Origin of the sequence: Mycobacterium palustre, from assembly GCF_002101785.1 — a bacterium.
Lineage (GTDB): Bacteria > Actinomycetota > Actinomycetes > Mycobacteriales > Mycobacteriaceae > Mycobacterium > Mycobacterium palustre.
Genome location: NZ_LQPJ01000146.1, coordinates 21,253 through 45,038, shown reverse-complemented (window position 1 = coordinate 45,038; position 23,786 = coordinate 21,253). Strand labels below are relative to the sequence as shown.

Here is a 23,786-nt window from a genome sequence, read left to right as displayed (position 1 = left end):
AACAGCACACCCGCGACCACACAGGTGGGGCCACTTTCGACCGCCCACCCGGGGCCAAATCAGGCTGTCACAGCCAGATTCACCTATCAAACGATCGATCTAGCAGCCAAGAGCGGCGATGGGTCAAGTCCAGGGACGTGGTGTACGTCGTCGTCGTGTGATTGTTCGAGTTGGTGGTTTAGGCGGTTAGTGCCGCGGGGGTGGCCTCCTGTTGGGTCGACGAGTTGTGGTCTGCTCGGGATTTGCTGAGGACCTCGAGGCCGAGGTAGCGCCGCGATTGGGCCCATTCGTCGTGTTGTTCGGCCGGTACCGCCCCGACGAGGCGGATCAGTGCGTCGCGGTCGGGGAAGATGCCGACGACGTAGTGCGTCAAGCACCTCCAGCAAGGCAGACTGGTCCAGGGCCATCGCGATGTTCCTCTCGGTAGTGATTCTTGGTCGTTTCACCACAGAGACTCACGCGATGGCCCCTCCACATCGGCACCGACACGCCGCTATTTACACCACACCCCGGGACGTGAACAATTGCAAGCAAGAAGAAGGCAAGCAAGATAACTGCGTTTGTTGAGGCGCAGGAACAGCTAGCAACCTTCGTCGGCGCAATTGAAGCCGGGCAAGAGAGCCAACGCCAGTACCAAAGTTACTGGCGGACGAGGCAGACTGACGACGGAAACGCCATTGGTATGTCGGTGTCGCAGCTGGAAGAAAACGTCGCCGCAATGGAGCGCGCCTATGACGATGCAGAGCCGCCGTCTGGCCTTACGCCGATTGACGCGGCTTTTGCAAGGGAGCGCGCAGAGAAAACAAGAAGCGCGCTTCTCCCTGTGCTGCAGACTCGGCGCGGCATTCTCGGCAAGATTCGACAGGACGTGTACGACTACCTGATTTCGGTCGAAATGGACCTACTTGCGGGCAAAGCAAACAGCGACATCTTTCGGCGGGCGCAGCTGTATATCAACGAAGCTTTAAGGAAGTACGCGCCTGAAGCTCTCGACATGTTCGTGGCTGCCCAAGAACGCTTGAGCTCGGGAACCAGTGAGGACTACGCGCATGCCTTGACCTCATGCCGCCGAGTCATCAAAGAGCTAGCCGATGCTCTCTACCCAGCTACCGGTGAAGACGTGGAGGGCATCGACGGCGTAAAGCGTGGGATGACCGACGAACGCTACAAGAATCGCCTCACCGAATACGTCCGCACTCAGGTCGAAGGCACACGTCAGCGGCGGACTGTCATGCAAATTGTCAGCGACCTCTACACCCGCCTCAACGCGCTGGATGGCCTCGCAAGCAAGGGAGTCCACGACAAAATCACCCAGGCCGAAGCCGAAACCTGTGTCGTCTGGACCTACATGCTGGCCGGAGACATTGTGCGGATTGCAGACGGGACGTGCGCAGTTGGTCGAAATCGACTGAAGTTGCTGGCCAGCCGCCAGCGGGCAGTTTGGGTGACAAATGGGTGACAAGAGCGGTGCTCGAACACCTGAGCGAAGCTGCTCCGTGCCAGCGATGTCACCCTGACATGCGGCTTCGGTCAGTGCCCCCGGCACGATTCGAACGTGCGACCTAGGGATTAGAAGTTACTCACCGGGCACGCGCACGACCAGCGGCTTCCGACCGCGTACCCGCAGGTAATGAGCCGTTTCCCAGTGGCTGAAGTACGGCCTCAGTACGCGCTCGGTACGGGCCGAATATGCCCCCAGTCGCCGGGGTGACGCCGGGCTGATCGGCGTGTGTGCCTGTAGCTACCTCAGCGCGTGAGTACACTCGCCGGTCGGGACGGGCCGACGATGGAAGGGGCGTGATGCTTCCGCACGGCACAAAGGCCAAGACCATGAAGCTGCGCCGCGTTGCTGATGACGGCACTGTCATCGAATTCGACATCCAGGCCCAAGACTTAGGGCTTGAGCACGGCATCACGTTCAGCGTTGACGCCGATGTCGAGGTCGGCGACGAGGTCACCGACACGCTGCCTAACGGCAAAACGAAGACGATGCGGATATGTGAGGTGCAAGTCCACCAGAGCCCATTTCGGGGAGGCCGCGGCAGGTTAGACCACACGGCCGCGAAGTACGAGGTGGTATCAGCAAAACTCGCTATGCGCCAGCCGACACCAATCAGCCTGCCTGGGCTGCATCCGTTGATCTCTGCTGCCAGTGGATCGCAGGTCGCAAGTGGTCACTACGACAATGCGGTCTTCGACGCCTTTAAGGCCGTTGAGGACCGGGTGAAAGTGTTGGCCGGCCAACCGAAAAACTCGAGTGGAGCTGCACTCAGCGGAAAGGGATTGATGACGGCGGTCTTCAACGAGCAGAGTCCGCTTCTAGACGTTACATCCGACAACGCAGATGCAAATCAGAAGGCAGACGAGCGCGAGGGTTTCAAATTCCTGTTTATGGGCGGGGCGCAAGCATTGCGCAACCCTCGCGGACACGGCCCGAACCTCCGGACAAGCGAGCCGGAAGCTAAGGAGATGCTCGCCACGGCCAGTCTTTTGATGCGGGCACTGGACCGCGCCGAGATCCGTCAACAGGGCGCGCAGCAGTAGCTACCTGCCGCGCTTGCGCTTTGGTCCGGCGCTGCTCTTGGCGCGGCGACCTACCTTAGTGTTGCCCTTAGCGCGGGCGGCCTTGGCGAACTTCGCCCGCGCGGCTGCTTGCTTCTTGGTAGCCATCGGTGTTATTCCCCTTCTCTTGGGGCGGTAGCCGGGGCGGGGAGGTTGGTCGGCAACCCCTCAGAACCCGCCCCGGCCACGTCTTACCCGGCTACCTGCACGCCGTCGCTGTCAACCTCAACGAAGACGGGCGCGTTGGTGCCGTGCTGCTTCTCGTCAATCAGCAGATGGTCCAGCTGGGCGTCGGTGAACTGGCTGGACTCGATGAGAAACCCATTGTCTTTCGACCATACGTGCGTCGCTTTGGGGTCTTTGAGCTCGATGCCTAGGGTGCGCCACTCATGCGGCTGAATGGTGCGCTTATCCGCGGTCCCAACATATTTCACGAACGGCCCAGTGCGGCCTTTCTTGGTGACATGGCGCGTGCGCTTCGTGGCTGATTGGTCATGGTTGCCTCTCTGTTGCCTTATCCACCGAGCGTGTAGCCGGGGAAGCCCTGTGCCTCCTCGCGTGGCCGGCGGTGCTGCCGGGGCGGGCCGACACGTTCAGGGTTGCGCCGTCCAGGCGGATCAATGCGCGGGGCACGCGCGCGGTAGACACCACCCTCGCTCGGCGGCCGGTCATTAAGGTGCGGCGCGACCGGCCCTGGGCCGAAACTGAACTCTGTTGACTGGTCCCCGATTTGGTCGCGATGTAGCCGAAGCGGGTCTTGCGCCCCGCACAACGACTGCCCTGGGGGCGATACCTCGCGGTATGGCTCGGGGTTGTGAGTGTAACGACGGCCCACGGCTTTACGTCTCGATGGCTGGGGCGGTGTAGAGGGCGTTCGTGGTGATCTGGGCGACCACCGCCGCGCCCCGATGGCGCGTGCCCACGCCGAAGCCCCTGGCGAAGAATGACTCCTGGATCGGGTACGGCCCGCGCCCAGGAATGTGTCTGAGGCCGCGATAGGCGGGATTGACGTGCTCGCGGAAGCCGACCGGATTGGCGTCGGAGTTGGGCCCGCCCGTAGCCAGCACTACCGCATACCCAAGCGGCATGTACTGGGACTTCATGACAAAAGCATTTTCGTAGGAGCCCCAGACCTGAAGGCCGTTGTACTCGGCACTCGGTATTGGGCCGTGGATGGTTTCGTTGGAAATCCACGCAGGCATAAGGGCGCTCGGGATGAAGTCATAGTTGGGGACCGTCGCCCCGCCGTAATCAACGCCAGCTTTCCAAGACGCGATTTTCGACAAGTCGAAGTCAACCGGGTTGACGATCAACACGAATTGCGTAGCGGGGTGGACGCCCTACCCCTGCTCATAGACGTGGTAGATCATGGCTTCAACGTCGCCAGAGTCGAGAGTTGTTGAGCCGGTGGTGAGGTAATGCGTGCGGTCACCAGCAAACGTCTTGCCGAGGTAGGGCGGGGGCACCATGCCATCGGCATTCCATAAGCCGTAACATGTGTGGCCCCACTCGTTGAGACTTGTCGCGGGGTCCAGCAAACGACGCAAAATCGTTCCGCAGCAGAGCTTGTTGTCTGCCTCAAATACTCGTGTAACTTGGGCAGTGATTTGCTCAGCGGTGGCTTCTCTAAGAAAACGCCAAGTGGCCCTGAGTGATATGTCAAAATCTTTGAAATTGTACCCAAGTTTGAGGACATCTGCGGGCGGGCTGATTGCGCGCGGCACACCGAATTCAGTTGCCTCCTCAAAGGAGTCACTGCTGATACTCTGCGCGATGGTGTCGGCTACGTTGACGGTCTTGTACGAGAGTAAGTCCGTGATGCTCTTGCGCTCCGTGTTGTAGAGCTGCAGTACGTCTTGGATTTCCGCCCAGACCTCGTTGAGGTCAACACCATCCGCTGTCAGGTTGACGAGCACGTCGCCGTGGGTCGATACACCGCCCTATCGGGGAGCGGGTAGCCCAGGAAGAACACACCCTGACTTAGAGCTATCCCTTCCGCTGCAGGCGTCAACGTCATGCGTTCGTCCACAAGTTTGTTGTCGCCGAGCGCAAAAACTGCAACGTCAGCACCGGATTTGTCAACGGGACGCGTTGGGGCTGAATCTGCTCTTGGAGGTTGTTTTGGTGCTGATGAACCGTCATCGTGCCGCCGCCGGGGAGCGCATCGTCAATGAAGTGCTTAGCCGTGATCAGCCACTGCCGGTCGTGGCGGCTAATCACAAAGCACGTCGCCGAATGGTTGCCGGCGGTGATCCTGAACGTCCGAAGCCAAACTTGCATGGGGACGATCTGGGGCACCGGCGGCGGTCGAAAGGTCATGACTCCATGGTCCCACCGGGCACCGACAGCAGAAGAGGCACGGAGCGCGGGTGTCGCGCTCGACGTGCCTCTTCTCAAGATGTTGGCGGGATTCGAACCCGCGGCCTCCCGCTTAGCAGGCGGGCGCTCTATCCGCTGAGCTACAACATGTCTTCTTCCGCTCTGCATACTACCCCTTGGGTGCGACAATCCGTCGGAACACAACATCTTGTGTTAGGCGTGTCGCTTGAGGTCCGTTCGGCGAGCGCCGGGTGAATCGCCCACCCGCCCGGGTAACGCCCGGGTGAACGACCGCCGCGAGAGCGACCCTACGGCCCCTGGCCGCCTACCAGCCGATACAGAGTGCCCCCGGCACGACTCGAACGTGCGACCTAGGGATTAGAAGGCCCTTGCTCTATCCAGCTGAGCTACGGAGGCAATGCGCAGGTCAGTCTATCGAACCCGACACGCCGGCACGACTCGCCGAGCGCGACGCGCCCGAAACCCCTTCCGCCACCGCGCTTATCGGTTATGGTGTGAAGCCTCGACACACGCACAACACCGGTTGATAAGCAGCCGTTTACCGCAACGAAGCGTGTGCATAACGTCGAGGGGTGGCGTTGCTATGAGCGTGGCCTTGAACCTGACTTCGCGCTGTTCGCGCGCCGGTGCCCAAGCGCTGCGCATGGCGGCCGACGCCAGAGACACCTACCGAGCCGGCGCCTTGCTGCTGCGCGGCTCGCCGTTCGCGGTCGGCTGGTTCGCCGGCTGGCTGACCACCGAATTCCCGCCCCACGTGCTGACCGGACACGCGCTGTCGCGGGTGTCGCCGCCGTCCATCGGCCGCGTCGGCGCCAGCTGGGCCGCACAGAAGGCCGACCGGGCCCTCACCGCCGCGCTCACCGAATGCTTCGGACCCGACTTCCAAGACCTGGTGCGCCACCCGGCCTGCGCCGCGTCGGGCTGCGCGCCGCGCAGCGGGCTGCTGAACCGGCCCGGGCCGCACCGCCGCTACGCCGCGCAAACCTCCGACATCCCCTACGGCCCGGGCGGCACCGCGCACCTGCTCGACATCTGGCGCCGCCACGACCTGGCCCCTGGGCATCGGGCGCCGGTGTTGATCCAGGTCCCCGGCGGGGCGTGGGCCATCGGCGACAAACGGGTGCAGGCCTACACGCTGATGAGCCGGATGGCCGAACTTGGCTGGATCTGCGTGTCGATCAACTACAGCAAGAGCCCGCGCTGCAGCTTCCCCACCCACCTCATCGACGTAAAAAGGGCCATCGCCTGGGTCCGCGAAAACATCGCCGACTACGGCGGCGACCCCGACTTCGTCGCGATCACCGGCGGGTCGGCGGGCGGACACCTGGCCTCGCTGGCCGCGCTCACCCCCAACGACCCCAGGTTCCAGCCCGGTTTCGAGGACGCGGACACCTCCGTGCAGGCCGTCGCGCCGTACTACGGCGTCTACGACTTCACCGACGCTGCGAACATGCACGAGCTGATGCTGCCGTTCCTCGAGCACTTCGTGTTGAAGGCCCGCTACGCCGACGACCCGGAGCGGTTCCGGGCGGCGTCGCCGATCTCGTACGCGCACCGCGGGGCGCCGCCGTTCTTCGTGCTGCACGGCGCCAAGGACGAACTGGTTCCCGCCGGGCAGGCGCGGGCGTTTTGCGCGGCGCTGCGCGCGGCCGGGGCCGCCACGGTGGGCTACGCCGAACTCGCCAACGCCCACCACGCCTTCGACATCACCCCGACGGTCCGGTCCCGGTTGGCCGCCGACGCCGTCGCCAACTTCTTGGGCGTCATCTACGGGCGGCGCTTCGATTCGGTGGCGGATTCGTTGCCGCGGTCGGCATCTTCGGCCAGCTGAGCGCCATCCGGACCGCGCCTTTCACCGGCGCGGCAACCCGACTAGCGTTGTTGCGGTGACAGGGTTGACGCGTCGAGACCGGGATCATGGCTGACTCCGACGGGGCCGTGAAGTTGTCCGACGAGCTCGGACCGGTCGACTACCTGATGCATCGCGGCGAGGCCAACCCCCGCACCCGCTCGGGCATCATGGCGCTGGAACTGCTCGACACCACGCCGGACTGGGAGCGCTTTCGCAGCAGATTCGAAAACGCGTCCCGGCGCGTGCGGCGCCTGCGGCAAAAGGTCGTGGTGCCGACGTTGCCGACGGCCGCCCCCCGGTGGGTGGTCGATCCCGACTTCAACCTCGACTTCCACGTGCGGCGGGTCCGCGTCTCGGGGTCCGGCACGCTGCGCGAGGTGTTCGACCTCGCCGAGGTGATGCTGCAGTCGCCGATGGACATCTCGCGCCCGCTGTGGACGGCCACGCTGGTCGAGGGCCTGGACGACGGCAAGGCTGCGACGCTGCTGCACGTCAGCCACGCCGTCACCGACGGTGTCGGCGGGGTGGAGATGTTCGCCGAAATCTATGACCTCGAACGCGACCCGCCACCCAAACCGACGCCGCCGCAACCCGTTCCGCAGGATCTCACGCCCAACGACCTGATGCTCCAGGGCCTCAGCCGGCTGCCGTTCGCGCTCGTCAACGGAGTGGTGGGCGCGGTGGCCGGGGCGGTGTCGGCCGCCGGCAAGGCGGTGCTCGACCCGGTGTCCACGGTCGGGGGAGCGGTGGGCTACGTCATGTCGGGCATGCGGGTGATGAACCGGGCCGCCGAGCCGTCGCCGCTGCTGCGACGACGCAGCCTGGCCAGCCGCACCGAGGCGATCGACATCCCGCTCTCGGATCTGCACCGGGCGGCCAAGGCCGGCGGCGGATCGATCAACGACGCCTACCTTGCCGGCCTGTCGGGCGCGCTGCGGCGCTACCACCTGGCCCTGGGCGTGCCGATCAGCACGCTGCCGATGGCGGTGCCGGTCAACCTGCGGGCCGAGGCCGACACGGCCGGCGGCAACCGGTTCACCGGCGTCAACCTGGCGGCGCCGCTGGGCACCGCCGACCCGGTCGCCCGGATGAAGAAGATCCGCGCGCAGATGACCCAGCGCCGCGACGAGCCCGCGATGAACATCGTCGGGTCCATCGCCCCGCTGCTGAGCGTGCTGCCCACGCCGGTGCTCGAGGGCCTGACCGGATCGGTGATCGGTTCAGACGTGCAGGCCAGCAACGTGCCGGTGTATCCGGGAGACACCTACATCGCCGGGGCAAAGGTGTTGCGGCAGTATGGGATTGGGCCGCTGCCGGGGGTGGCGATGATGGTGGTGCTGATTTCCCGCGGTGGCTGGTGCACGATCACGGTCCGCTACGATCGGGCCTCGGTGCGCAACGAGGCGTTGTTCGCCCAGTGCCTGCTGGAGGGTTTCGACGAGATCCTGGCGCTGGCCGGTGACCCCGCACCCCACGCGGTGCCGGCCTCGTTCACCGAGCCGGCCACCTCGGCGCGGACGGTAACGGGCTCATGAGCCCGCCGCAAGAACAGGAGACCCCCAAGCCGGGGGAGGACATGCGGCTGCCCGGGTCGGTCGCCGAGATCATGGCGAGCCCGCCGGGTCCCAAGGTCGGCGCGTTCTTCGACCTGGACGGAACACTCGTCGCTGGTTTCACGGCGGTCATCCTGACCCAGGAGCGGCTGCTGCGCCGCGACATGGGCGTCGGCGAGCTGCTCAGCATGGTGCAGGCCGGCCTCAGCCACACGTTGGGGCGCATCGAGTTCGAAGACCTCATCGGCAAGGCGGCCACCGCCCTGGCCGGGCGGCTGCTCGACGACCTCGAGGAGATCGGCGAGCGGCTGTTCGTCCAGCGCATCGAGTCGCGGATCTACCCCGAAATGCGCGAGCTGGTGCGGGCCCACGTGGCGCGCGGCCACACCGTGGTGCTCAGCTCGTCGGCGCTGACCATCCAGGTCAACCCGGTCGCGCGCTTCCTCGGGATCACCAACATGCTCACCAACAAGTTCGAGGTCAACGAGGACGGCATCCTCACCGGGGGCGTGCAGAAGCCGATCCTGTGGGGGCCGGGCAAAGCCGCTGCGGTGCAACGGTTTGCGGCCGAGAACGGCATCGACCTCAAGGACAGCTACTTCTACGCCGACGGCGACGAGGACGTCGCGTTGATGTACTTGGTCGGCAACCCGCGCCCGACGAATCCCGAGGGCAAGATGGCCGCGGTGGCCAAGCGCCGCGGGTGGCCGATTCTGCGATTCGAGAGCCGCGGCCGGGTGGGCATCCGGCGGCAGTTGCGGACGCTCGCCGGCTTCGGCTCGATGTTTCCCGTCGCCGCAGGCGCGGTGGGCATCGGCGTGCTGACCCGCAACCGGCGCCGCGGCGTCAACTTCTTCACCTCGACCTTCTCCCAGTTGTCGCTGGCGATCGCCGGGGTGCGCCTGAACGTCATCGGCGAAGAGAACCTGACCGCGCAGCGACCCGCGGTGTTCATCTTCAACCACCGCAACCAGGTCGACCCCGTCATCGCGGGAGCGCTGGTGCGCGACAACTGGATTGGCGTGGGCAAGAAGGAACTCGAAAAGGACCCGATCATGGGCACGCTCGGCAAGTTGCTCGACGGCGTGTTCATCGACCGGGACGATCCGGTCGCCGCCGTCGAGACGATGCACGAGGTCGAAGAGCGCGCCAAGCGGGGCCTGTCGATCGTCATCGCGCCCGAAGGCACCCGCGTCGACACCACCGAGGTGGGGCCGTTCAAGAAGGGGCCGTTTCGCATCGCCATGGCGGTCGGGATCCCGATCGTCCCGATCGTGATCCGCAACGCCGAGATCGTCGCCGCCAGAAACTCCACGGTGGTCAATCCCGGCACCGTCGACGTCGCGGTGTTCCCGCCGATTTCGGTGGACGACTGGACGCTCGAGACGCTGCCCGACCACATCGCCGAGGTGCGCCAGCTGTACCTGGACACGCTGGCCAATTGGCCGGTCGACCAACTGCCCGACGTCGGGCTCTACGCCGAGAAGAAGGCGGACAGGAAGGCCAAGGCCCGGCCCGCAAAAGCGCCGGCAAAGAAGGCGGCCCCCAAGAAGGCCACGGCGAAGAAGGCCGGCGCCAAGAAGACCGCGGCCAAAAAGCCAGCCAAGGCCACCAAGCACCACTCCAAGGTCACACCCAAAGACGGTGCGGCACAAGGGCCTAACGCCCAGAAGGCCACGGGCGTCGAATCGCCGACCTCGTCGCCCCGAGGGGGGCCGTGACCAAATCGGCCGCCGATCCCAGCGCGGCGCTCACCGCGCAGGATTCGCTGGTGTTGGCGTCGATGGCCTCGCCGGTGGAGCGGGATCTGGTCATGGCCTGGTTGGACCAGAAGCGAACCGCCGACGCCGAGGCGAACTTCGAGGTGCTGGCCCTGCCGGAGCGCGATGCGCCGCCTACGGCGCTCAGCGCGCTGGTCGAGCGGCTCGAATCCGAAGTCGGCGAGGACCGTTCGATCGTGCCGGTGCGGGTGTTCTGGCTGCCGCCGGCCGACCGCGGCAGGGCCGCCAAGCTGGCCGGCCTGCTGCCCGGCCGCGACCCCTATCACCCCAGCCCGCGCCAGCAACGTCAGATCGTGCGCAGCGATCCGCAACGCGCGCGGGTGGTGGCCGGCGAGCCGGCCAAGATCGCCGAGCTGCGCCAGCAATGGCGCGAGACCACCGTCGGGCAAGGCGAGCACGACTTCGCCCAATTCGTCACCCGCCGCGCCATCTTGGCGTTGGAACGCGCCGAATACCGAATCCTGGGGCCGCAGTACAAATCTCCGCGGCTGGTGAAACCGGAGATCTTGGCGTCCGCGCGGTTTCGCGCCGGCCTGAAACGAATCCCGGGTGCCACCGTCGAGGAAGCCGGCAAAATGCTCGACGAACTGGCCACCGGCTGGAGCCGGGTCTCCGTCGACCTGGTGGGCGTCTTGGGCCGGGCCCTGAGCCGCGGCTTCGATCCGGACATCGACTACGACGAGTATCAGGTCGCGGCGATGCGCACCGCGCTCGACAACCACCCGGCGGTGCTGCTGTTTTCGCACCGGTCCTACATCGACGGCGCCGTCGTGCCGGTGGCGATGCAGGAGAACCGGCTGCCGCCGGTGCACGTGTTCGCCGGCATCAACCTGTCGTTCGGGGTGATGGGGCCGCTGCTGCGCCGCTCGGGCGTCATCTTCATCCGCCGCAACATCGGCGAAGACCCGCTCTACAAATACGTGCTGCGCGAGTTCGTCGGCTACATCGTCGAAAAGCGGTTCAACCTGAGCTGGTCCATCGAGGGGACCCGCTCCCGCACCGGCAAGATGCTGCCGCCCAAGCTGGGGCTGCTGTCCTATGTGGCCGACGCTTACCTGGACGGCCGCAGCCAAGACATTCTGTTGCAACCGGTTTCGATCGGCTTCGACCAGCTGCACGAGACCGCCGAGTACGCCGCGTACGCGCGCGGCGGCGAGAAGACGCCGGAGGGTGTCGTCTGGCTCTACAACTTCATCAAGGCGCAGGGCGAGCGCAACTACGGCAAGATCTATGTCCGGTTCCCCGAGGCCGTCTCGATGCGCCAGTACCTCGGGCCGCCGCACGGCCCGCTGGCCCACGATCAGGACGCCAAAAGGCTTGCGCTGCAAAAGATGTCGTTCGAGGTCGCGTGGCGGATCTTGCGGGCCACCCCGGTGACGGCGACCGGTCTGGTGTGCGCGTTGCTGCTGACCACCCGCGGCGCGGCGTTGACGCTCGGTCAGCTGCACCACACCCTGCAGGACTCCCTGGACTATCTGCAACGCAAGCAAACCCCGATGTCGGCGAGCGCGCTGCGGTTGCGCACCCGCGACGGGGTGCGCGCGGCGGTCGACGCGTTGTCCAACGGGCACCCGATCACCCGCGTCGACGGCGGCCGGGAGCCGGTGTGGCGCATCGCTCCTGAGCACGAGCACGCCGCGGCCTTCTACCGCAACTCGTTGATCCATGCGTTCCTGGAGACCTCGATCGTCGAGCTCGCGCTGGCCTGCGCGCGGCGCGCCGAGGGCAACCGCGTCGAGGCGTTCTGGACCCAGGCGATGCGGCTGCGCGACCTGCTGAAGTTCGACTTCTACTTCGCCGACTCGGCGACGTTCAGAAACAACATCGCCGAAGAGATGGGCTGGCACGACAACTGGGAGGCGCACGTCAGCGCCGGCGGCGACGAGATCGACGCGATGCTGTTCGCCAAGCGCCCGTTGATGTGTCATGCGATGCTGCGGGTGTTCTTCGAGGCGTACGGGATCGTCGCCGACGTGTTGCGTGACGCGCCGGCCGGCGTGGGATCCAAGGAACTGACCGAGCTGGCGCTCGGGGTGGGGCGGCAATACGTGGCGCAGACGCGGGTGCGCAGCAGCGAATCGGTGTCGACGCTGCTGTTCGCCACGGCGCGGCAGGTCGCGGACGACCAGGACCTGATCGGGCCCGGCCCCGACCTGGCCCAGCGGCGGGTCGCCTTCCGCCGAGAGTTGCGCGACATTTTGCACGATTTCGACCACGTCGAGCGGATCGCGCGCGAGCAGTTCATCGCCCGCGAGGTCGAGGCCCGCCGCGAGCGGCTGCACAGCCAAATCCGGTAGCCGCGGCGCGCCCAATACGCTGGGTGCATGACGGTGGCCCAACCCCAAGCCAGGCCGCGCGCGCCGGTGTGGGCGCCGCTGGTCGGGGTGGCGGTATTGGCGGGCTGCACGGCCGCCGGGATCGGGGCGCTGTCGCTGGCGGGCGCGCTGACCGCCACCGGCTTGCCGGACCCGGGCCCGGCGACCACGCTGGGGCTGCCCTTCGTGCGGGCGGCCGGGGAGATCGCCGCGGTCCTGGCCGTCGGGTCGTTCCTGTTCGCGGCGTTCCTGGTGCCGCCGCTACCCAGCGGCGTCCTCGACGCCGGCGGGTACCGCGCGCTTCGGCTGGGGACCGTGGCGTCGGGGGTGTGGGCGGTGTGCGCGGCCCTGCTGGTGCCGCTGACCATCTCCGACGTCTCCGGTCATCCGGTGGCCGACCTCGACCCGGGTGCAATCTGGTCGTTGGCGGGCCTGATCAACACCGCGTCGGCGTGGTGCTGGACCGCGATCCTGGCCGCGGTCGTCACCGTGGCGAGCCTGGCGGTGCTGCGCTGGTCCTGGACGCCGCTGCTGCTGGCCGGGGCGTTGCTGACCTTGATCCCGCTCGCGCTGACGGGTCATTCGTCGGCCGGCGGTTCCCACGACCTGGCCACCAACAGCCTACTGATCCACCTGGTGGCCGCCAGCCTGTGGGCCGGCGGCCTGCTCGCGCTGTTCGCCCACGCGCTGCGTCACGGCGACCACACCGGCCTCGCGACGCGGCGCTTCTCGCTGCTGGCGCTGTGGTGCTGGGTCGCGATGGCGCTCAGCGGCTCGGTCAACGCCCTGGTGCGGGTGCTGCCGTCGGACCTGCTGACCACGAGCTACGGGCGGCTGGTGGTCGCCAAGTTTGTCGCGCTGTGCGCGCTGGGCGTGCTGGGCTGGCGCCAGCGGCGCTCGACAGTGCTTGCGCTGCAATCGGATTCGGTCCCGACGAGGGCGCGCAGGGCGCTGATCAGGCTGGCGCTCATCGAGGCCGCGGTGTTCGGCTTGACGTTCGGCGTCGCGGTCGGCCTCGGCCGAACCCCGCCGCCACCGCCCCCAAGCAGGCTCCCGTCCATCGCCGAAGCCGAGATCGGCTACGACTTCGACGGGCCGCCCACCGCCGCGCGCATCCTGTTCGACTGGCGCTTCGACCTGATCTTCGGCACCGCCGCGATCGTTTTCGCCGCGCTGTACGTGGCCGCGGTGGTGCGGCTGCGCCGCCGCGGCGACAGCTGGCCGCCGGGCCGGGTCGCGGCCTGGCTGCTGGGCTGTATGGCGCTGCTCTTCGTGACCTCGTCGGGCGTCGGGCGCTACATGCCGGCGATGTTCAGCATGCACATGGTGGCCCACATGGGGTTGTCGATGCTGGTGCCGATCCTGCTGGTGCTGGGTGCGCCGGTCAGCCTGGCGCTGCGGGCGCTGCCCGCTGCCGGCCGCGGCGACCCGCCCGGCATGCGGGAGTGGCTGCTCGCGGCCCTGCACAGCCGCTACTCGCGGTTCCTGACCAACCCCCTGGTCGCGACCCTGTTGTTCGTGGCCGGGTTCTACGGGCTCTACCTGTCAAGCCTTTTCGACACCGCCGTGAGCAGCCATGCCGGGCACGTGGCGATGAACGTGCACTTCTTGCTCAGCGGCTACCTCTTCTATTGGGTCGTGATCGGGGTCGACCCGACGCCACGGCCGATCCCGCCGCTGGCCAAGGTGGGCGTGGTGTTCGCCTCGCTGCCGCTGCACGCCTTCTTCGGCGTGGTCCTGATGGGCTGGCGAAGAGTCCTCGGCGCCGACTACTACGGCTCGCTCGGGCTGAGCTGGCACACCGATCTGCTGGGGGATCAGCACTTGGGCGGCGGGATCGCCTGGGCGGCCGGGGAGGTGCCACTGGTGATCGTGATGCTCGCGCTGCTGATCCAGTGGGCGCGCAGCGACCGGCGCACCGCCAAGCGGCTGGACCGCGCGGCCGACCGCGACGACGACGCCGACCTGGTGGCCTACAACGCGATGCTGGCCGAACTGGCGCGACGCGAGAAGCCCGGGAGCGCGCAGCCGCGCTGACCATCTCAGGCGGGGTTCAGGGCGTCGCTGTCGGCGGTGACCCCCGCGGCGGGGGCGATCGGCATCGCTTCCAAGTCGGAGGCCGCGAGCATCTCCTCGATGCAGGCTTGGGAGCCGCCGAGATAGGTGCTGTCGAGGTCGATGTCGGTGGCCACGCACCACGCGCGGTCGTCGGGCCACCACAAGTTGCACGAGCGGTGCGAAAAAGGACCGGTTCCCACCGACTGGGCCGCCGCGGTGACCGGACCGCGCGCCAGGTGGTAGCTGCGCTGCGGTAGCCGGAACGTCGGGCGGCCATGAAACGCCTCGTCGAGGTCCCCGTGCCCGTACCACACGGCGAACCAGCAGCGCTGGGCGGTCGCGGTGTGCCCGGCCAGGGCGCGCGCCAGCGACGCGGCGACATCGGCGGGTAGCGTCCCGACCTCCGGCGCCTCGTCGAAGACGCCGGGTTGGTTGGCGGGGTACCCGGGGCAATACCGCGACCGGTAGCCGATCAACCGCGTGAACTGCATCTCCGGGTGCACGGTCCTGCGGTTGGTGCGGGCGATCTGCGCCCAGCGCACGGGTAGCCCGCCGTCGCGGGCGGGGTGAAACACCCGGGCGTAGGCGGCGAAGACGGCCGGAACGAGCGACCCCACGTCGAGGGCAAAGCTACGGATGCTCTCGGTCAGCCAACGCGCCGGGCTCAGATCGTCGACGACCTCGAGCGCACCGACCGACACCACGCCGTCCACCGTAGGGTGCGCGTCGCGATCAGGTGTAGTGGTAACGGGCTTGGAAGATTTGCATGCCATCGCCGACCACGCGGTAGACGAGCCGATGCTCCGGGGTGATCCGCCGAGACCAGGCGCCGACCAGCCCGTATGTCAACGGCTCCGGCTTACCGATGCTCCCCTGAGGCACTCGGCGAGTTATCCACAGTCACGGTTTTCTCCACAAGGGCGGCGGGTGGGACGGCGCGTCGAGGGGGACTCGTCGGTGGTGCCGAGCTGAATGAAGGCCGGATAGGGCGGGTGACGCGGTCGCCGCGCCAAGAGAGAAATGCAACCGAGAAGGGATCAGCCCATGTTCGAGACACCGCTGACGGTCGTCGGCCACATCGTCAACAACCCCGAGCGCCGACAGGTCGGCACCCAGGAGGTCATGAAGTTTCGCGTCGCCAGCAATTCCCGCCGGCGCACCGCCGACGGCGAGTGGGAGCCCGGCAACTCGCTGTTCATCAACGTCAACTGCTGGGGCAGGTTGGTCACCGGCGTGGGCGCCGCGCTGGGCAAGGGCGCACCGGTGATCGTGGTGGGCCACGTCTACACGAGCGAGTACGAAGACCGCGACGGCAACCGACGCTCGTCGCTGGAGATGCGTGCCACTTCCGTCGGACCCGACGTGTCCCGCGCGATCGTGCGCATCGAGCGGCCGGGCTACACCGGTCCGACGGCGGACGAAGCCACCTCACCTGCTGCGGATGCGGCCGAAGCCGCCGGCGAGGACGCCGAGGCCGGTGACGGCGCCGAGTCCGCCGGCACGGGCCCGCTGCCGCTGTCGGCCTAGCGGCCCGGCCGGGGCCGCGCGGCGGTTGCCTAGGATGGTCCGCGAGACCAATCCGGATCAGAAAGGCATAACCGCGCATGGCTGAGTTCATCTACACGATGAAGAAGGTCCGCAAGGCGCACGGCGACAAGGTGATCCTGGACGACGTCACGTTGAGCTTCTTCCCGGGCGCCAAGATCGGTGTCGTCGGCCCCAACGGCGCCGGCAAGTCGAGCGTCTTGCGGATCATGGCCGGCCTGGACAAGCCGAACAACGGCGAAGCCTTCCTGGCCAACGACGCCACCGTCGGCATCCTGCAGCAGGAGCCGCCGCTGAACGAGGAGAAGACCGTTCGCGGCAACGTCGAGGAGGGCCTGGGCGACATCAAGGTCAAGCTCGACCGCTTCAACGAGGTCGCCGAGCTGATGGCCACCGACTACTCCGACGAGCTGATGGAGGAGATGGGCCGGCTGCAAGAGGAGCTCGACCACGCCGACGCGTGGGACCTCGACTCGCAGCTCGAGCAGGCGATGGACGCGCTGCGCTGCCCGCCGCCGGACGAGCCGGTCACCAACCTGTCCGGCGGGGAGCGGCGCCGCGTGGCGCTGTGCAAGCTGCTGCTGTCCAAGCCCGACCTGTTGCTGCTCGACGAGCCGACCAACCACCTCGACGCCGAGAGCGTGCAGTGGCTCGAACAGCATCTGGCCAGTTACGCCGGGGCGATCCTGGCCGTGACCCACGACCGGTACTTCCTGGACAACGTCGCCGAATGGATCCTCGAGCTCGACCGCGGCCGCGCCTACCCGTACGAGGGCAACTACTCGACCTACCTGGAGAAGAAGGCCGAGCGGCTGGCGGTGCAGGGCCGCAAGGACGCCAAGCTGCAAAAGCGGCTGACCGAGGAGCTGGCCTGGGTCCGGTCCGGGGCCAAGGCCCGTCAGGCCAAGAGCAAGGCCCGCCTGCAGCGCTACGAGGAGATGGCCGCCGAGGCGGAGAAGTCGCGCAAGCTCGACTTCGAGGAGATCCAGATCCCGGTCGGCCCGCGGCTGGGCAACGTCGTCGTCGAGGTGGAGCACCTGGACAAGGGCTTCGGCGGGCGCACCCTGATCAAGGATCTTTCGTTCACCCTGCCGCGCAACGGCATCGTCGGGGTCATCGGCCCCAACGGCGTCGGCAAGACCACGCTGTTCAAGACGATCGTCGGGCTCGAGCAGCCGGACAGCGGCACGGTCAAGGTGGGGGAGACCGTCAAGCTGAGCTACGTCGACCAAAGTCGCGCCGGCATCGACCCCAAGAAGACGGTGTGGGAAGTCGTCTCGGACGGGCTGGACTACATCGAAGTCGGCCAGAACGAGATCCCGTCGCGGGCGTATGTCTCGGCGTTCGGATTCAAGGGCCCCGACCAGCAAAAACCCGCTGGCGTGTTGTCCGGCGGCGAGCGCAACCGGCTGAACCTGGCGCTCACCCTCAAAGAGGGCGGGAACCTGATCCTGCTCGACGAGCCGACCAACGACCTGGACGTCGAAACCCTGAGCTCGCTCGAGAACGCGCTGGAAAAGTTCCCCGGCTGCGCGGTGGTGATCTCGCACGACCGCTGGTTCCTCGACCGCACCTGCACACACATCCTGGCGTGGGAGGGCGACGAGGACAACGAGGCCAAATGGTTTTGGTTCGAGGGCAACTTCGGCGCCTACGAGGAAAACAAGGTGGAACGGCTCGGGGTGGAAGCCGCCAGGCCGCACCGGGTTACCCACCGCAAGCTCACGCGCGACTAGTGTCAGCTCTGCCCCGCGACGACGCGGCCCGGGCGGCCGTCGAGGGCGGGGGCGGCACACGGCACACGCGTCCGTCGCGAGTTGGGAGCAATCGGCATGGCGATCGATCCCGGGGCTAAGCACGACTTCAAGCCCTGGACCACGTTCACCAAAAACGAAGACATCCCGGACTGGATCGCCAACGCCTACATCGAGAGCTATCGCGGCCCCCGCGGCGACGAGCCGGGAGCCGCGGAAGCCGCGCGCGTCGACCCGGCCGCCTTGGTCACCCCGGCCATGCTGCGCGCGCACTATCGCCTCGGCGAGTGCCGACCCGAGTCCGGAAGCTGCGTGTGCGTCCACCCGGCCGACGACCCCGAAGGGTTCGGGCCCTCGCTGCAGGTGGTCACCCATCACGGCAGCATGCTGTTGGATTCCGTCACCGTGCTGCTGCACCGGCTCGGCGTCGCCTACGCCGGGATCATGACCCCGGTGTTCGACGTGCACCGCAGCCCCACCGGCGACCTGCTCAGCGTCGAACCCAAAGCCCCAGGCAGCTCGCAATACGACGGCGAGGCCTGGATCTACGTCCCGCTGTCGCCCTCGGTCGACAGCAAGGTCCTCGCCGAGGTCGAGCAGCTGCTGCCCAAGGTCCTCAGCGACGTCGAACAGGTCGCCACCGACGCCGCGACGCTGATCACCACCCTGAGCGAGCTGGCCGCGGCCGTCGATACCAACGCCGACGGTCACTTTTCGGCACCCGACCGCCAGGACGTCGCCGAGCTGCTGCGCTGGCTGGGTAACGGAAACTTCCTGCTGCTCGGCTATCAGCGGTGCCGGGTGCACGACGGACTCGTATCGCCCGCCGGCGCAACGGGTCTCGGCGTGCTACGCAGCCGCACCGGCTCCCGGCCCCGGCTGACCGACGACGACCACCTGCTGGTCCTGGCCCAGTCGGTGGTCGGCAGCTATCTGCGCTACGGCGCCTACCCCTACGCGATCGCGGTGCGCGAATACGTCGGCAGCGAGGTCATCGAACACCGCTTCGTCGGGCTCTTCACCGTCGCCGCCATGAACGCCGACGTCCTGGAGATCCCGATGATCTCGCGGCGCGTCCGCGAGGCGCTCGCGATGGCCGATGGCGACCCCATCCACCCCGGCCAGCTGCTGCTCGACGTCATCCAGACCGTGCCGCGCTCGGAGCTGTTCACCCTGAGCGCCGAGCGGCTTTTGGCGATGGCTAAAGCGGTGCTGGACCTGGGGTCCCAACAACGCGCGCTGTTGTTTTTGCGCGCCGACCGGCTGCAGTACTTCGTGTCGTGCCTGGTGTATCTGCCGCGCGACCGCTACACCACGGCGGTGCGGCTGCAGATCGAGGACATCCTGGTCCGCGAATTCGGCGGCACGCGCCTGGAGTTCACCGCACGTGTCAGCGAATCGCCTTGGGCGCTTATGCATTTCATGGTCCGGCTGCCCCAAAAAGAGGAAGGCGCCGCGCCGGTCGACGTCTCGGAAGCCAACCGGGTCCGGATCCAGGGGTTGCTGAGCGAGGCCGCGCGGACCTGGGGTGACCGCCTAATCGCCGCGACGGCCAACCTCGCCGACGGCACCGTCAACCGCGCCGACGCCGAGCACTACGCCACCGCCTTTTCCGAGGTGTACAAGCAGGCCGTCACGCCCACCGACGCCATCGAGCACATCGCGATCATCAAAGCGCTGTCCGATGATTCGGTGAAGCTGGTGTTCTCGGCCCGCGGCGACGAGGGCGCCGCCCAGCTGACCTGGTTTCTGGGCGGGCACACCGCGTCGTTGAGCCAGCTGCTGCCGATGCTGCAAAGCATGGGCGTCGTGGTGCTCGAGGAGCGACCGTTCAACGTCACCCGCGCGGACGGCATGCCGGTGTGGATCTACCAGTTCAAGATCCAACCCCACCCGACGATCCGGCTCTCGCCGACGACCGAAACCGATTCCACCGCAGAGCGTTTCGCCGACGCGGTCACCGCGATCTGGCAGGGCCGCGTCGAAATCGACCGGTTCAACGAGCTGGTGCTGCGGGCGCAGCTGACCTGGCAGCAGGTGGTGCTGTTGCGCGCGTACGCGAAATACCTACGCCAGGCCGGCTTTCCGTACAGCCAGTCGCACATCGAATCGGTGCTCAACGAGCACCCCTCCACGGTGCGCTCGCTGGTCACGCTGTTCGAGGCGCTGTTCGATCCGCGGGCGTCTTTTTCCACGGGCTCGCAGACCAGCCGCGACGCCCAAGCGGCCGCCGCCGCGGTCGCCGCGGACATCGACGCTTTGGTGAGCCTGGACACCGACCGCATCCTGCGCGCGTTCGCGTCGCTGGTCCAGGCGACCCTGCGCACCAACTACTTTGTGACGCGGCCGGGTTCGGCCCGGGCCCGCGACGTACTCGCGCTCAAGTTGGACGCCCAGCTGATCGACGAGCTTCCGCTGCCGCGCCCCAAGTTCGAGATCTTCGTGTACTCGCCCCGGGTCGAAGGCGTGCACCTGCGCTTCGGCCCGGTCGCCCGCGGCGGCCTGCGCTGGTCCGACCGCCGCGACGACTTCCGCACCGAAATCCTCGGTTTGGTCAAGGCGCAAGCGGTGAAGAACGCCGTCATCGTGCCCGTCGGCGCCAAAGGGGGATTCGTCGTCAAACGGCCGCCGCTGCCGTCGGGCGAGGCCGCCGCCGACCGCGACGCCAGCCGCGCCGAGGGCGTCGCCTGCTATCAGCTGTTCATCTCGGGGCTGCTCGACGTCACCGACAACGTCGACCATGCCACCAAGAAGGTCAGCCCGCCGCCGGAGGTGATACGCCGCGACGGCGACGACGCCTATTTGGTGGTGGCCGCCGACAAAGGCACCGCCACCTTCTCCGACATCGCCAACGACGTCGCCAAGTCCTACGGGTTTTGGCTGGGTGACGCGTTCGCGTCCGGGGGATCGGTGGGCTACGACCACAAGGCCATGGGCATCACCGCCAAGGGCGCGTGGGAGGCCGTCAAGCGCCACTTCCGCGAGATGGGCGTCGACACCCAGTCCGAGGACTTCACCGTCGTCGGCATCGGCGACATGAGCGGCGACGTGTTCGGCAACGGGATGCTGCTGAGCAAGCACATCCGGCTGATCGCCGCGTTCGACCACCGGCACATCTTTTTGGACCCCGACCCCGACGCCGCCACCTCGTGGGAGGAGCGCCGGCGCATGTTCGACCTGCCCCGATCGAGCTGGGACGACTACGACAAGTCGCTGATCAGCGAGGGCGGCGGGGTGTACAGCCGCCAACACAAGGCCATCCCGATCACCCCGCAGGTCCGCCACGCCCTCGGCATCGACGGCGACGCCGACGAGATGGCCCCGCCGGACCTGATCAAGGCGATCCTGCAGGCCCCCGTCGACCTGCTGTTCAACGGCGGCATCGGCACCTACATCAAGGCCGAATCCGAGTCCGACGCCGACGTCGGCGACCGGGCCAACGACCCGGTGCGGGTCAACGCAAACCAGGTGCGCGCCAAGGTGATCGGCGAAGGCGGCAACCTCGGGGTGACCGCGCTGGGCCGCGTCGAGTTCGACCTCGCGGGCGGGCGGATCAACACCGACGCGATGGACAACTCCGCAGGCGTGGACTGCTCCGACCACGAAGTCAACATCAAGATTTTGATCGACTCGCTGGTCACCGCCGGCAAGGTCAAAGCCGACGAGCGCAAAGAGCTGCTGGAGTCGATGACCGACGAGGTCGCCCAACTGGTGCTCACCGACAACGAGGAGCAGAACGACCTGATCGGTACCAGCCGCGCCAACGCCGCCAGCCTGCTGCCGGTGCACGCGATGCAGATCAAGTACCTGGAAGGGCGCGGGCTCAACCGCGAGCTGGAGGCGCTGCCGTCGGAGAAGGAGATTCACCGGCGCATCGAGGCCGGCATCGGGCTCACCTCCCCGGAGCTGTGCACCCTGATGGCACACGTCAAGCTCGCGCTCAAAGAGGACATGCTGACCACCGAGCTGCCCGAGCAGGACGTCTTCGCATCCCGGCTGCCGCAATACTTTCCGACGCCGCTGCGCGAACGGTTCACCCCGGAGATCCGCGCGCACCAGCTGCGCCGCGAGATCGTCACCACGATGCTGGTCAACGATCTGGTCGACGCCGCGGGCATCAGCTACGCCTTCCGGATTACCGAGGACGTCGGCGTCGGGCCGATCGACGCCATACGCACCTACGTGGCCACCGACGCCATCTTCGGCATCGGTCACATCTGGCGGCGCATCCGCGCGGCCAACCTGCCCGTCGCGCTATCGGACCGGATGACGCTGGACACCCGGCGGCTGGTCGACCGGGCCGGGCGCTGGCTGCTCAACTACCGCCCGCAGCCCTTGGCCGTCGGCGCCGAGATCAACCGATTCGCCGCCAAGGTCAAAGACCTCTCGCCGCGAATGTCGGAGTGGCTGCGCGGCGACGACAAGGCCATCGTGGACAAGGAGGCCGCGGAATTCGCCGAGCAGGGCGCGCCACCGGATTTGGCCTACCGGGTCGCGGTCGGCCTGTATCGCTTCAGCCTGCTCGACATCATCGACATCGCCGACATCACCGAGATCGACCCCGCCGAGGTGGCCGACACCTATTTCGCCCTGATGGACCGGCTGGGCACCGACGGGCTGCTGACCGCGATCTCCGAGCTACCACGCGCCGACCGCTGGCAATCGTTGGCGCGCTTGGCGATTCGTGACGACATCTACGCCTCTCTGCGCTCGCTGTGCTTCGACGTGCTGGCCGTCGGGGAGCCTGACGAAAGCGGCGAGGAAAAGATCGCCGAGTGGGAACACATCAGCGCGTCCCGCGTGGAGCGCGCGCGCCGCACGCTGACCGAGATCCAGGAAAGCGGGGCAAAGGATCTCGCGACGCTCTCGGTGGCGGCACGGCAGATCCGCCGCATGACCCGCACCAGCGGAAGGGGCTCGTCGAGTTGAGCGTGGGATTCGTCGCGCCAGTGCCGGTGCGCTGGTCCGACATCGACATGTATCAGCACATCAACCACGCCACCATGGTCACGATCCTCGAAGAGGCGCGGGTGCCGTTCCTGTCCGAACCGTTCGGCGCCGACATCACCACCGTCGGGTTGCTGATCGCCGACGTCCGCGTCACCTACAAAGATCAACTGCGGCTGGCCGATTCGCCGCTACAGGTGACCATCTGGACCAAGCGGCTGCGGGCCGTCGACTTCACGCTGGGCTACGAGGTGCGATCGGTCAACGCCGATCCGCAGTCCAAACCCGCGGTGATCGCCGAGTCGCAGTTGGCCGCCGTGCACATCCAGGAGCAGCGGCTGGTGCGCCTCTCGCCGACCCATCGGGAATATCTGCAGCGGTGGTTACGGGACTAGGGGAGGGCAACGGGGGGGCCGCCGAGCGCGGGCTGTGGCTCGGCGACGCCGCCCACCGCGACGACCTCGCCACCTTCGTCGATCACGCGCTGCGACTCGACGACACCGCTGTCATCCGATTGCGGTCGCGCTCCGCCGGGCTGCTGAGTGCTTGGGTGGCAACGGGTTTCGACGTGCTGGCCAGCCGGGTGGTCGTCGGCAGGGTGCGCCCCGACGACCTGTCCGTGGGTGCGGACGCCCTGGCACGCGGCCTGCCGGCGATGGACGCCTCGGGCTACGTCGATCCGGGCTTCGCGATGGACTCCGCGTGGCGCGGGGCGCTGCCGCCGCAATCGGGCTTCACCCATCTCGACGACGTGCCCGCCGGTGTGATGCTCGACCTGGCGCAGCGCGGCGCCCAGCTGGCCAAGGACCATGGCAGCGCCCACGGCCCGCCGGCCTCGCTGCTCGATCAGGAGGTCGTCCGGGTCAGTTCAGCCTCCGACGGGGCCAGGGTCAGCGTCGGCGTCCCGATGCGCTGTGTATTCGCCCTTACCGCAATGGGTTTCCTGCCGCCGTCACCGGTCGGCGTCGACGAGCTGGTCCGGGTCCGGATTATGCCGAACTGGCTGCGGGTCGACGCGAGGTTCGGTTCGGTGTACCGGCGCCGCGGTCACCCGGCGCTGGTATTGCGCTGAACGGTCG

The 23,786-nt window shown here is 67.3% G+C and carries 17 protein-coding genes, 1 tRNA gene and 2 pseudogenes; 12 read left to right on the top strand and 8 right to left on the bottom strand.

The features are described from left to right. Nucleotides 1-178: 178 nt before the first annotated feature. A pseudogene (locus AWC19_RS26470) lies at nt 179-358 on the bottom strand (transposase); the annotation flags it as partial. 330 nt (nt 359-688) lie between these two features. On the opposite strand from AWC19_RS26470, the gene AWC19_RS26465 reads away from it, so the two are divergent. Both AWC19_RS26465 and AWC19_RS26460 read left to right on the top strand, forming a co-directional pair. After that, nucleotides 689-1,459 (top strand): hypothetical protein, encoded by a 771-nt coding sequence (locus tag AWC19_RS26465; protein ID WP_142281431.1) that lies wholly within the window; start codon nt 689-691, stop codon nt 1,457-1,459. 341 nt (nt 1,460-1,800) lie between these two features. Then, the gene (locus tag AWC19_RS26460; protein WP_245849360.1) at nt 1,801-2,544 is read left to right on the top strand and encodes a TIGR02391 family protein; all 744 of its coding nucleotides are present in this window, start codon (nt 1,801-1,803) and stop codon (nt 2,542-2,544) included. A gap of 209 nt (nt 2,545-2,753) precedes the next feature. Here AWC19_RS26460 and AWC19_RS26455 read toward each other — a convergent pair whose 3' ends face one another. The 5 genes from AWC19_RS26455 to AWC19_RS26435 form a co-directional block, all read right to left on the bottom strand. After that, nucleotides 2,754-2,996, bottom strand: coding sequence for a hypothetical protein (locus tag AWC19_RS26455; protein ID WP_085081045.1), 243 nt, complete (start codon nt 2,994-2,996; stop codon nt 2,754-2,756). 405 nt (nt 2,997-3,401) lie between these two features. Next, nucleotides 3,402-3,875 carry a hypothetical protein gene (locus AWC19_RS30995; protein ID WP_245849357.1) on the bottom strand — a complete coding sequence of 158 codons (474 nt, stop codon included), beginning with the start codon at nt 3,873-3,875 and terminating at the stop codon, nt 3,402-3,404. A 27-nt stretch (nt 3,876-3,902) separates the two neighbouring features. Continuing rightward, entirely contained in the window at nt 3,903-4,478 is a 576-nt protein-coding gene (locus tag AWC19_RS30990) for a hypothetical protein (protein ID WP_245849355.1), read from the bottom strand. Between the two features lie 97 nt (nt 4,479-4,575). After that, nucleotides 4,576-4,881 carry a hypothetical protein gene (locus AWC19_RS26445; RefSeq protein WP_085081044.1) on the bottom strand — a complete coding sequence of 102 codons (306 nt, stop codon included), beginning with the start codon at nt 4,879-4,881 and terminating at the stop codon, nt 4,576-4,578. Nucleotides 4,882-5,224: 343 nt separating this feature from the next. Then, nucleotides 5,225-5,298, bottom strand: a tRNA-Arg gene (locus tag AWC19_RS26435). Nucleotides 5,299-5,485: 187 nt separating this feature from the next. Here AWC19_RS26435 and lipQ point away from each other — a divergent pair. The 5 genes from lipQ (at nt 5,486) to AWC19_RS26410 (ending at nt 14,440) form a co-directional block, all read left to right on the top strand. After that, nucleotides 5,486-6,733 carry an esterase LipQ gene (gene lipQ / locus AWC19_RS26430; protein WP_085081043.1) on the top strand — a complete coding sequence of 416 codons (1,248 nt, stop codon included), beginning with the start codon at nt 5,486-5,488 and terminating at the stop codon, nt 6,731-6,733. 86 nt (nt 6,734-6,819) lie between these two features. Further along, on the top strand, nt 6,820-8,289 hold the full coding sequence (locus tag AWC19_RS26425; RefSeq protein ID WP_085081042.1) for a WS/DGAT/MGAT family O-acyltransferase: 1,470 nt from the start codon (nt 6,820-6,822) through the stop codon (nt 8,287-8,289). Then, entirely contained in the window at nt 8,286-10,028 is a 1,743-nt protein-coding gene (locus AWC19_RS26420) for an HAD-IB family hydrolase/lysophospholipid acyltransferase family protein (protein WP_085081041.1), read from the top strand. Before AWC19_RS26425 ends, AWC19_RS26420 begins: the two co-directional genes overlap by 4 nt. Continuing rightward, the gene (locus AWC19_RS26415; protein WP_085081040.1) at nt 10,025-12,385 is read left to right on the top strand and encodes a glycerol-3-phosphate 1-O-acyltransferase; all 2,361 of its coding nucleotides are present in this window, start codon (nt 10,025-10,027) and stop codon (nt 12,383-12,385) included. The genes AWC19_RS26420 and AWC19_RS26415 overlap by 4 nt, the downstream gene beginning before the upstream one ends. 27 nt (nt 12,386-12,412) lie before the next feature. Continuing rightward, nucleotides 12,413-14,440, top strand: a complete 2,028-nt coding sequence (locus AWC19_RS26410; RefSeq protein WP_085081039.1) for a bifunctional copper resistance protein CopD/cytochrome c oxidase assembly protein — start codon at nt 12,413-12,415, stop codon at nt 14,438-14,440. 5 nt (nt 14,441-14,445) lie between these two features. Here the strand turns inward: AWC19_RS26410 and AWC19_RS26405 are convergent, their stop codons facing one another. Together AWC19_RS26405 and AWC19_RS26400 are read right to left on the bottom strand one after the other, a co-directional pair. Continuing rightward, nucleotides 14,446-15,165 (bottom strand): hypothetical protein, encoded by a 720-nt coding sequence (locus AWC19_RS26405; RefSeq protein ID WP_085081050.1) that lies wholly within the window; start codon nt 15,163-15,165, stop codon nt 14,446-14,448. A gap of 28 nt (nt 15,166-15,193) precedes the next feature. Then, nucleotides 15,194-15,346 (bottom strand): annotated as a pseudogene (locus AWC19_RS26400) (Txe/YoeB family addiction module toxin); the annotation flags it as partial. A 159-nt stretch (nt 15,347-15,505) separates the two neighbouring features. Between AWC19_RS26400 and AWC19_RS26395 the strand changes: the two are divergent. The 5 genes from AWC19_RS26395 (at nt 15,506) to AWC19_RS26375 (ending at nt 23,779) form a co-directional block, all read left to right on the top strand. Continuing rightward, nucleotides 15,506-15,988 carry a single-stranded DNA-binding protein gene (locus AWC19_RS26395; RefSeq protein ID WP_085081037.1) on the top strand — a complete coding sequence of 161 codons (483 nt, stop codon included), beginning with the start codon at nt 15,506-15,508 and terminating at the stop codon, nt 15,986-15,988. 77 nt (nt 15,989-16,065) lie between these two features. Next, nucleotides 16,066-17,742, top strand: coding sequence for an energy-dependent translational throttle protein EttA (gene ettA, locus AWC19_RS26390; protein ID WP_085081036.1), 1,677 nt, complete (start codon nt 16,066-16,068; stop codon nt 17,740-17,742). Nucleotides 17,743-17,838: 96 nt separating this feature from the next. Then, nucleotides 17,839-22,689, top strand: coding sequence for an NAD-glutamate dehydrogenase (locus tag AWC19_RS26385; protein ID WP_085081035.1), 4,851 nt, complete (start codon nt 17,839-17,841; stop codon nt 22,687-22,689). Further along, nucleotides 22,686-23,102 carry an acyl-CoA thioesterase gene (locus AWC19_RS26380; protein ID WP_085081034.1) on the top strand — a complete coding sequence of 139 codons (417 nt, stop codon included), beginning with the start codon at nt 22,686-22,688 and terminating at the stop codon, nt 23,100-23,102. Before AWC19_RS26385 ends, AWC19_RS26380 begins: the two co-directional genes overlap by 4 nt. Continuing rightward, nucleotides 23,087-23,779, top strand: a complete 693-nt coding sequence (locus tag AWC19_RS26375) for a DUF8010 domain-containing protein (RefSeq protein WP_085081033.1) — start codon at nt 23,087-23,089, stop codon at nt 23,777-23,779. The genes AWC19_RS26380 and AWC19_RS26375 overlap by 16 nt, the downstream gene beginning before the upstream one ends. Nucleotides 23,780-23,786 lie beyond the last annotated feature (7 nt).

Coding starts and splice junctions, on each gene's coding strand:
- AWC19_RS26460 (WP_245849360.1), top strand. CDS start 1,801: ATGCTTCCGCACGGCACAAAGGCCAAGACCATGAAGCTGCGCCGCGTT.
- AWC19_RS26445 (WP_085081044.1), bottom strand. CDS start 4,881: ATGACCTTTCGACCGCCGCCGGTGCCCCAGATCGTCCCCATGCAAGTT.
- lipQ (WP_085081043.1), top strand. CDS start 5,486: ATGAGCGTGGCCTTGAACCTGACTTCGCGCTGTTCGCGCGCCGGTGCC.
- AWC19_RS26425 (WP_085081042.1), top strand. CDS start 6,820: ATGGCTGACTCCGACGGGGCCGTGAAGTTGTCCGACGAGCTCGGACCG.
- AWC19_RS26420 (WP_085081041.1), top strand. CDS start 8,286: ATGAGCCCGCCGCAAGAACAGGAGACCCCCAAGCCGGGGGAGGACATG.
- AWC19_RS26410 (WP_085081039.1), top strand. CDS start 12,413: ATGACGGTGGCCCAACCCCAAGCCAGGCCGCGCGCGCCGGTGTGGGCG.
- AWC19_RS26395 (WP_085081037.1), top strand. CDS start 15,506: ATGTTCGAGACACCGCTGACGGTCGTCGGCCACATCGTCAACAACCCC.
- ettA (WP_085081036.1), top strand. CDS start 16,066: ATGGCTGAGTTCATCTACACGATGAAGAAGGTCCGCAAGGCGCACGGC.
- AWC19_RS26385 (WP_085081035.1), top strand. CDS start 17,839: ATGGCGATCGATCCCGGGGCTAAGCACGACTTCAAGCCCTGGACCACG.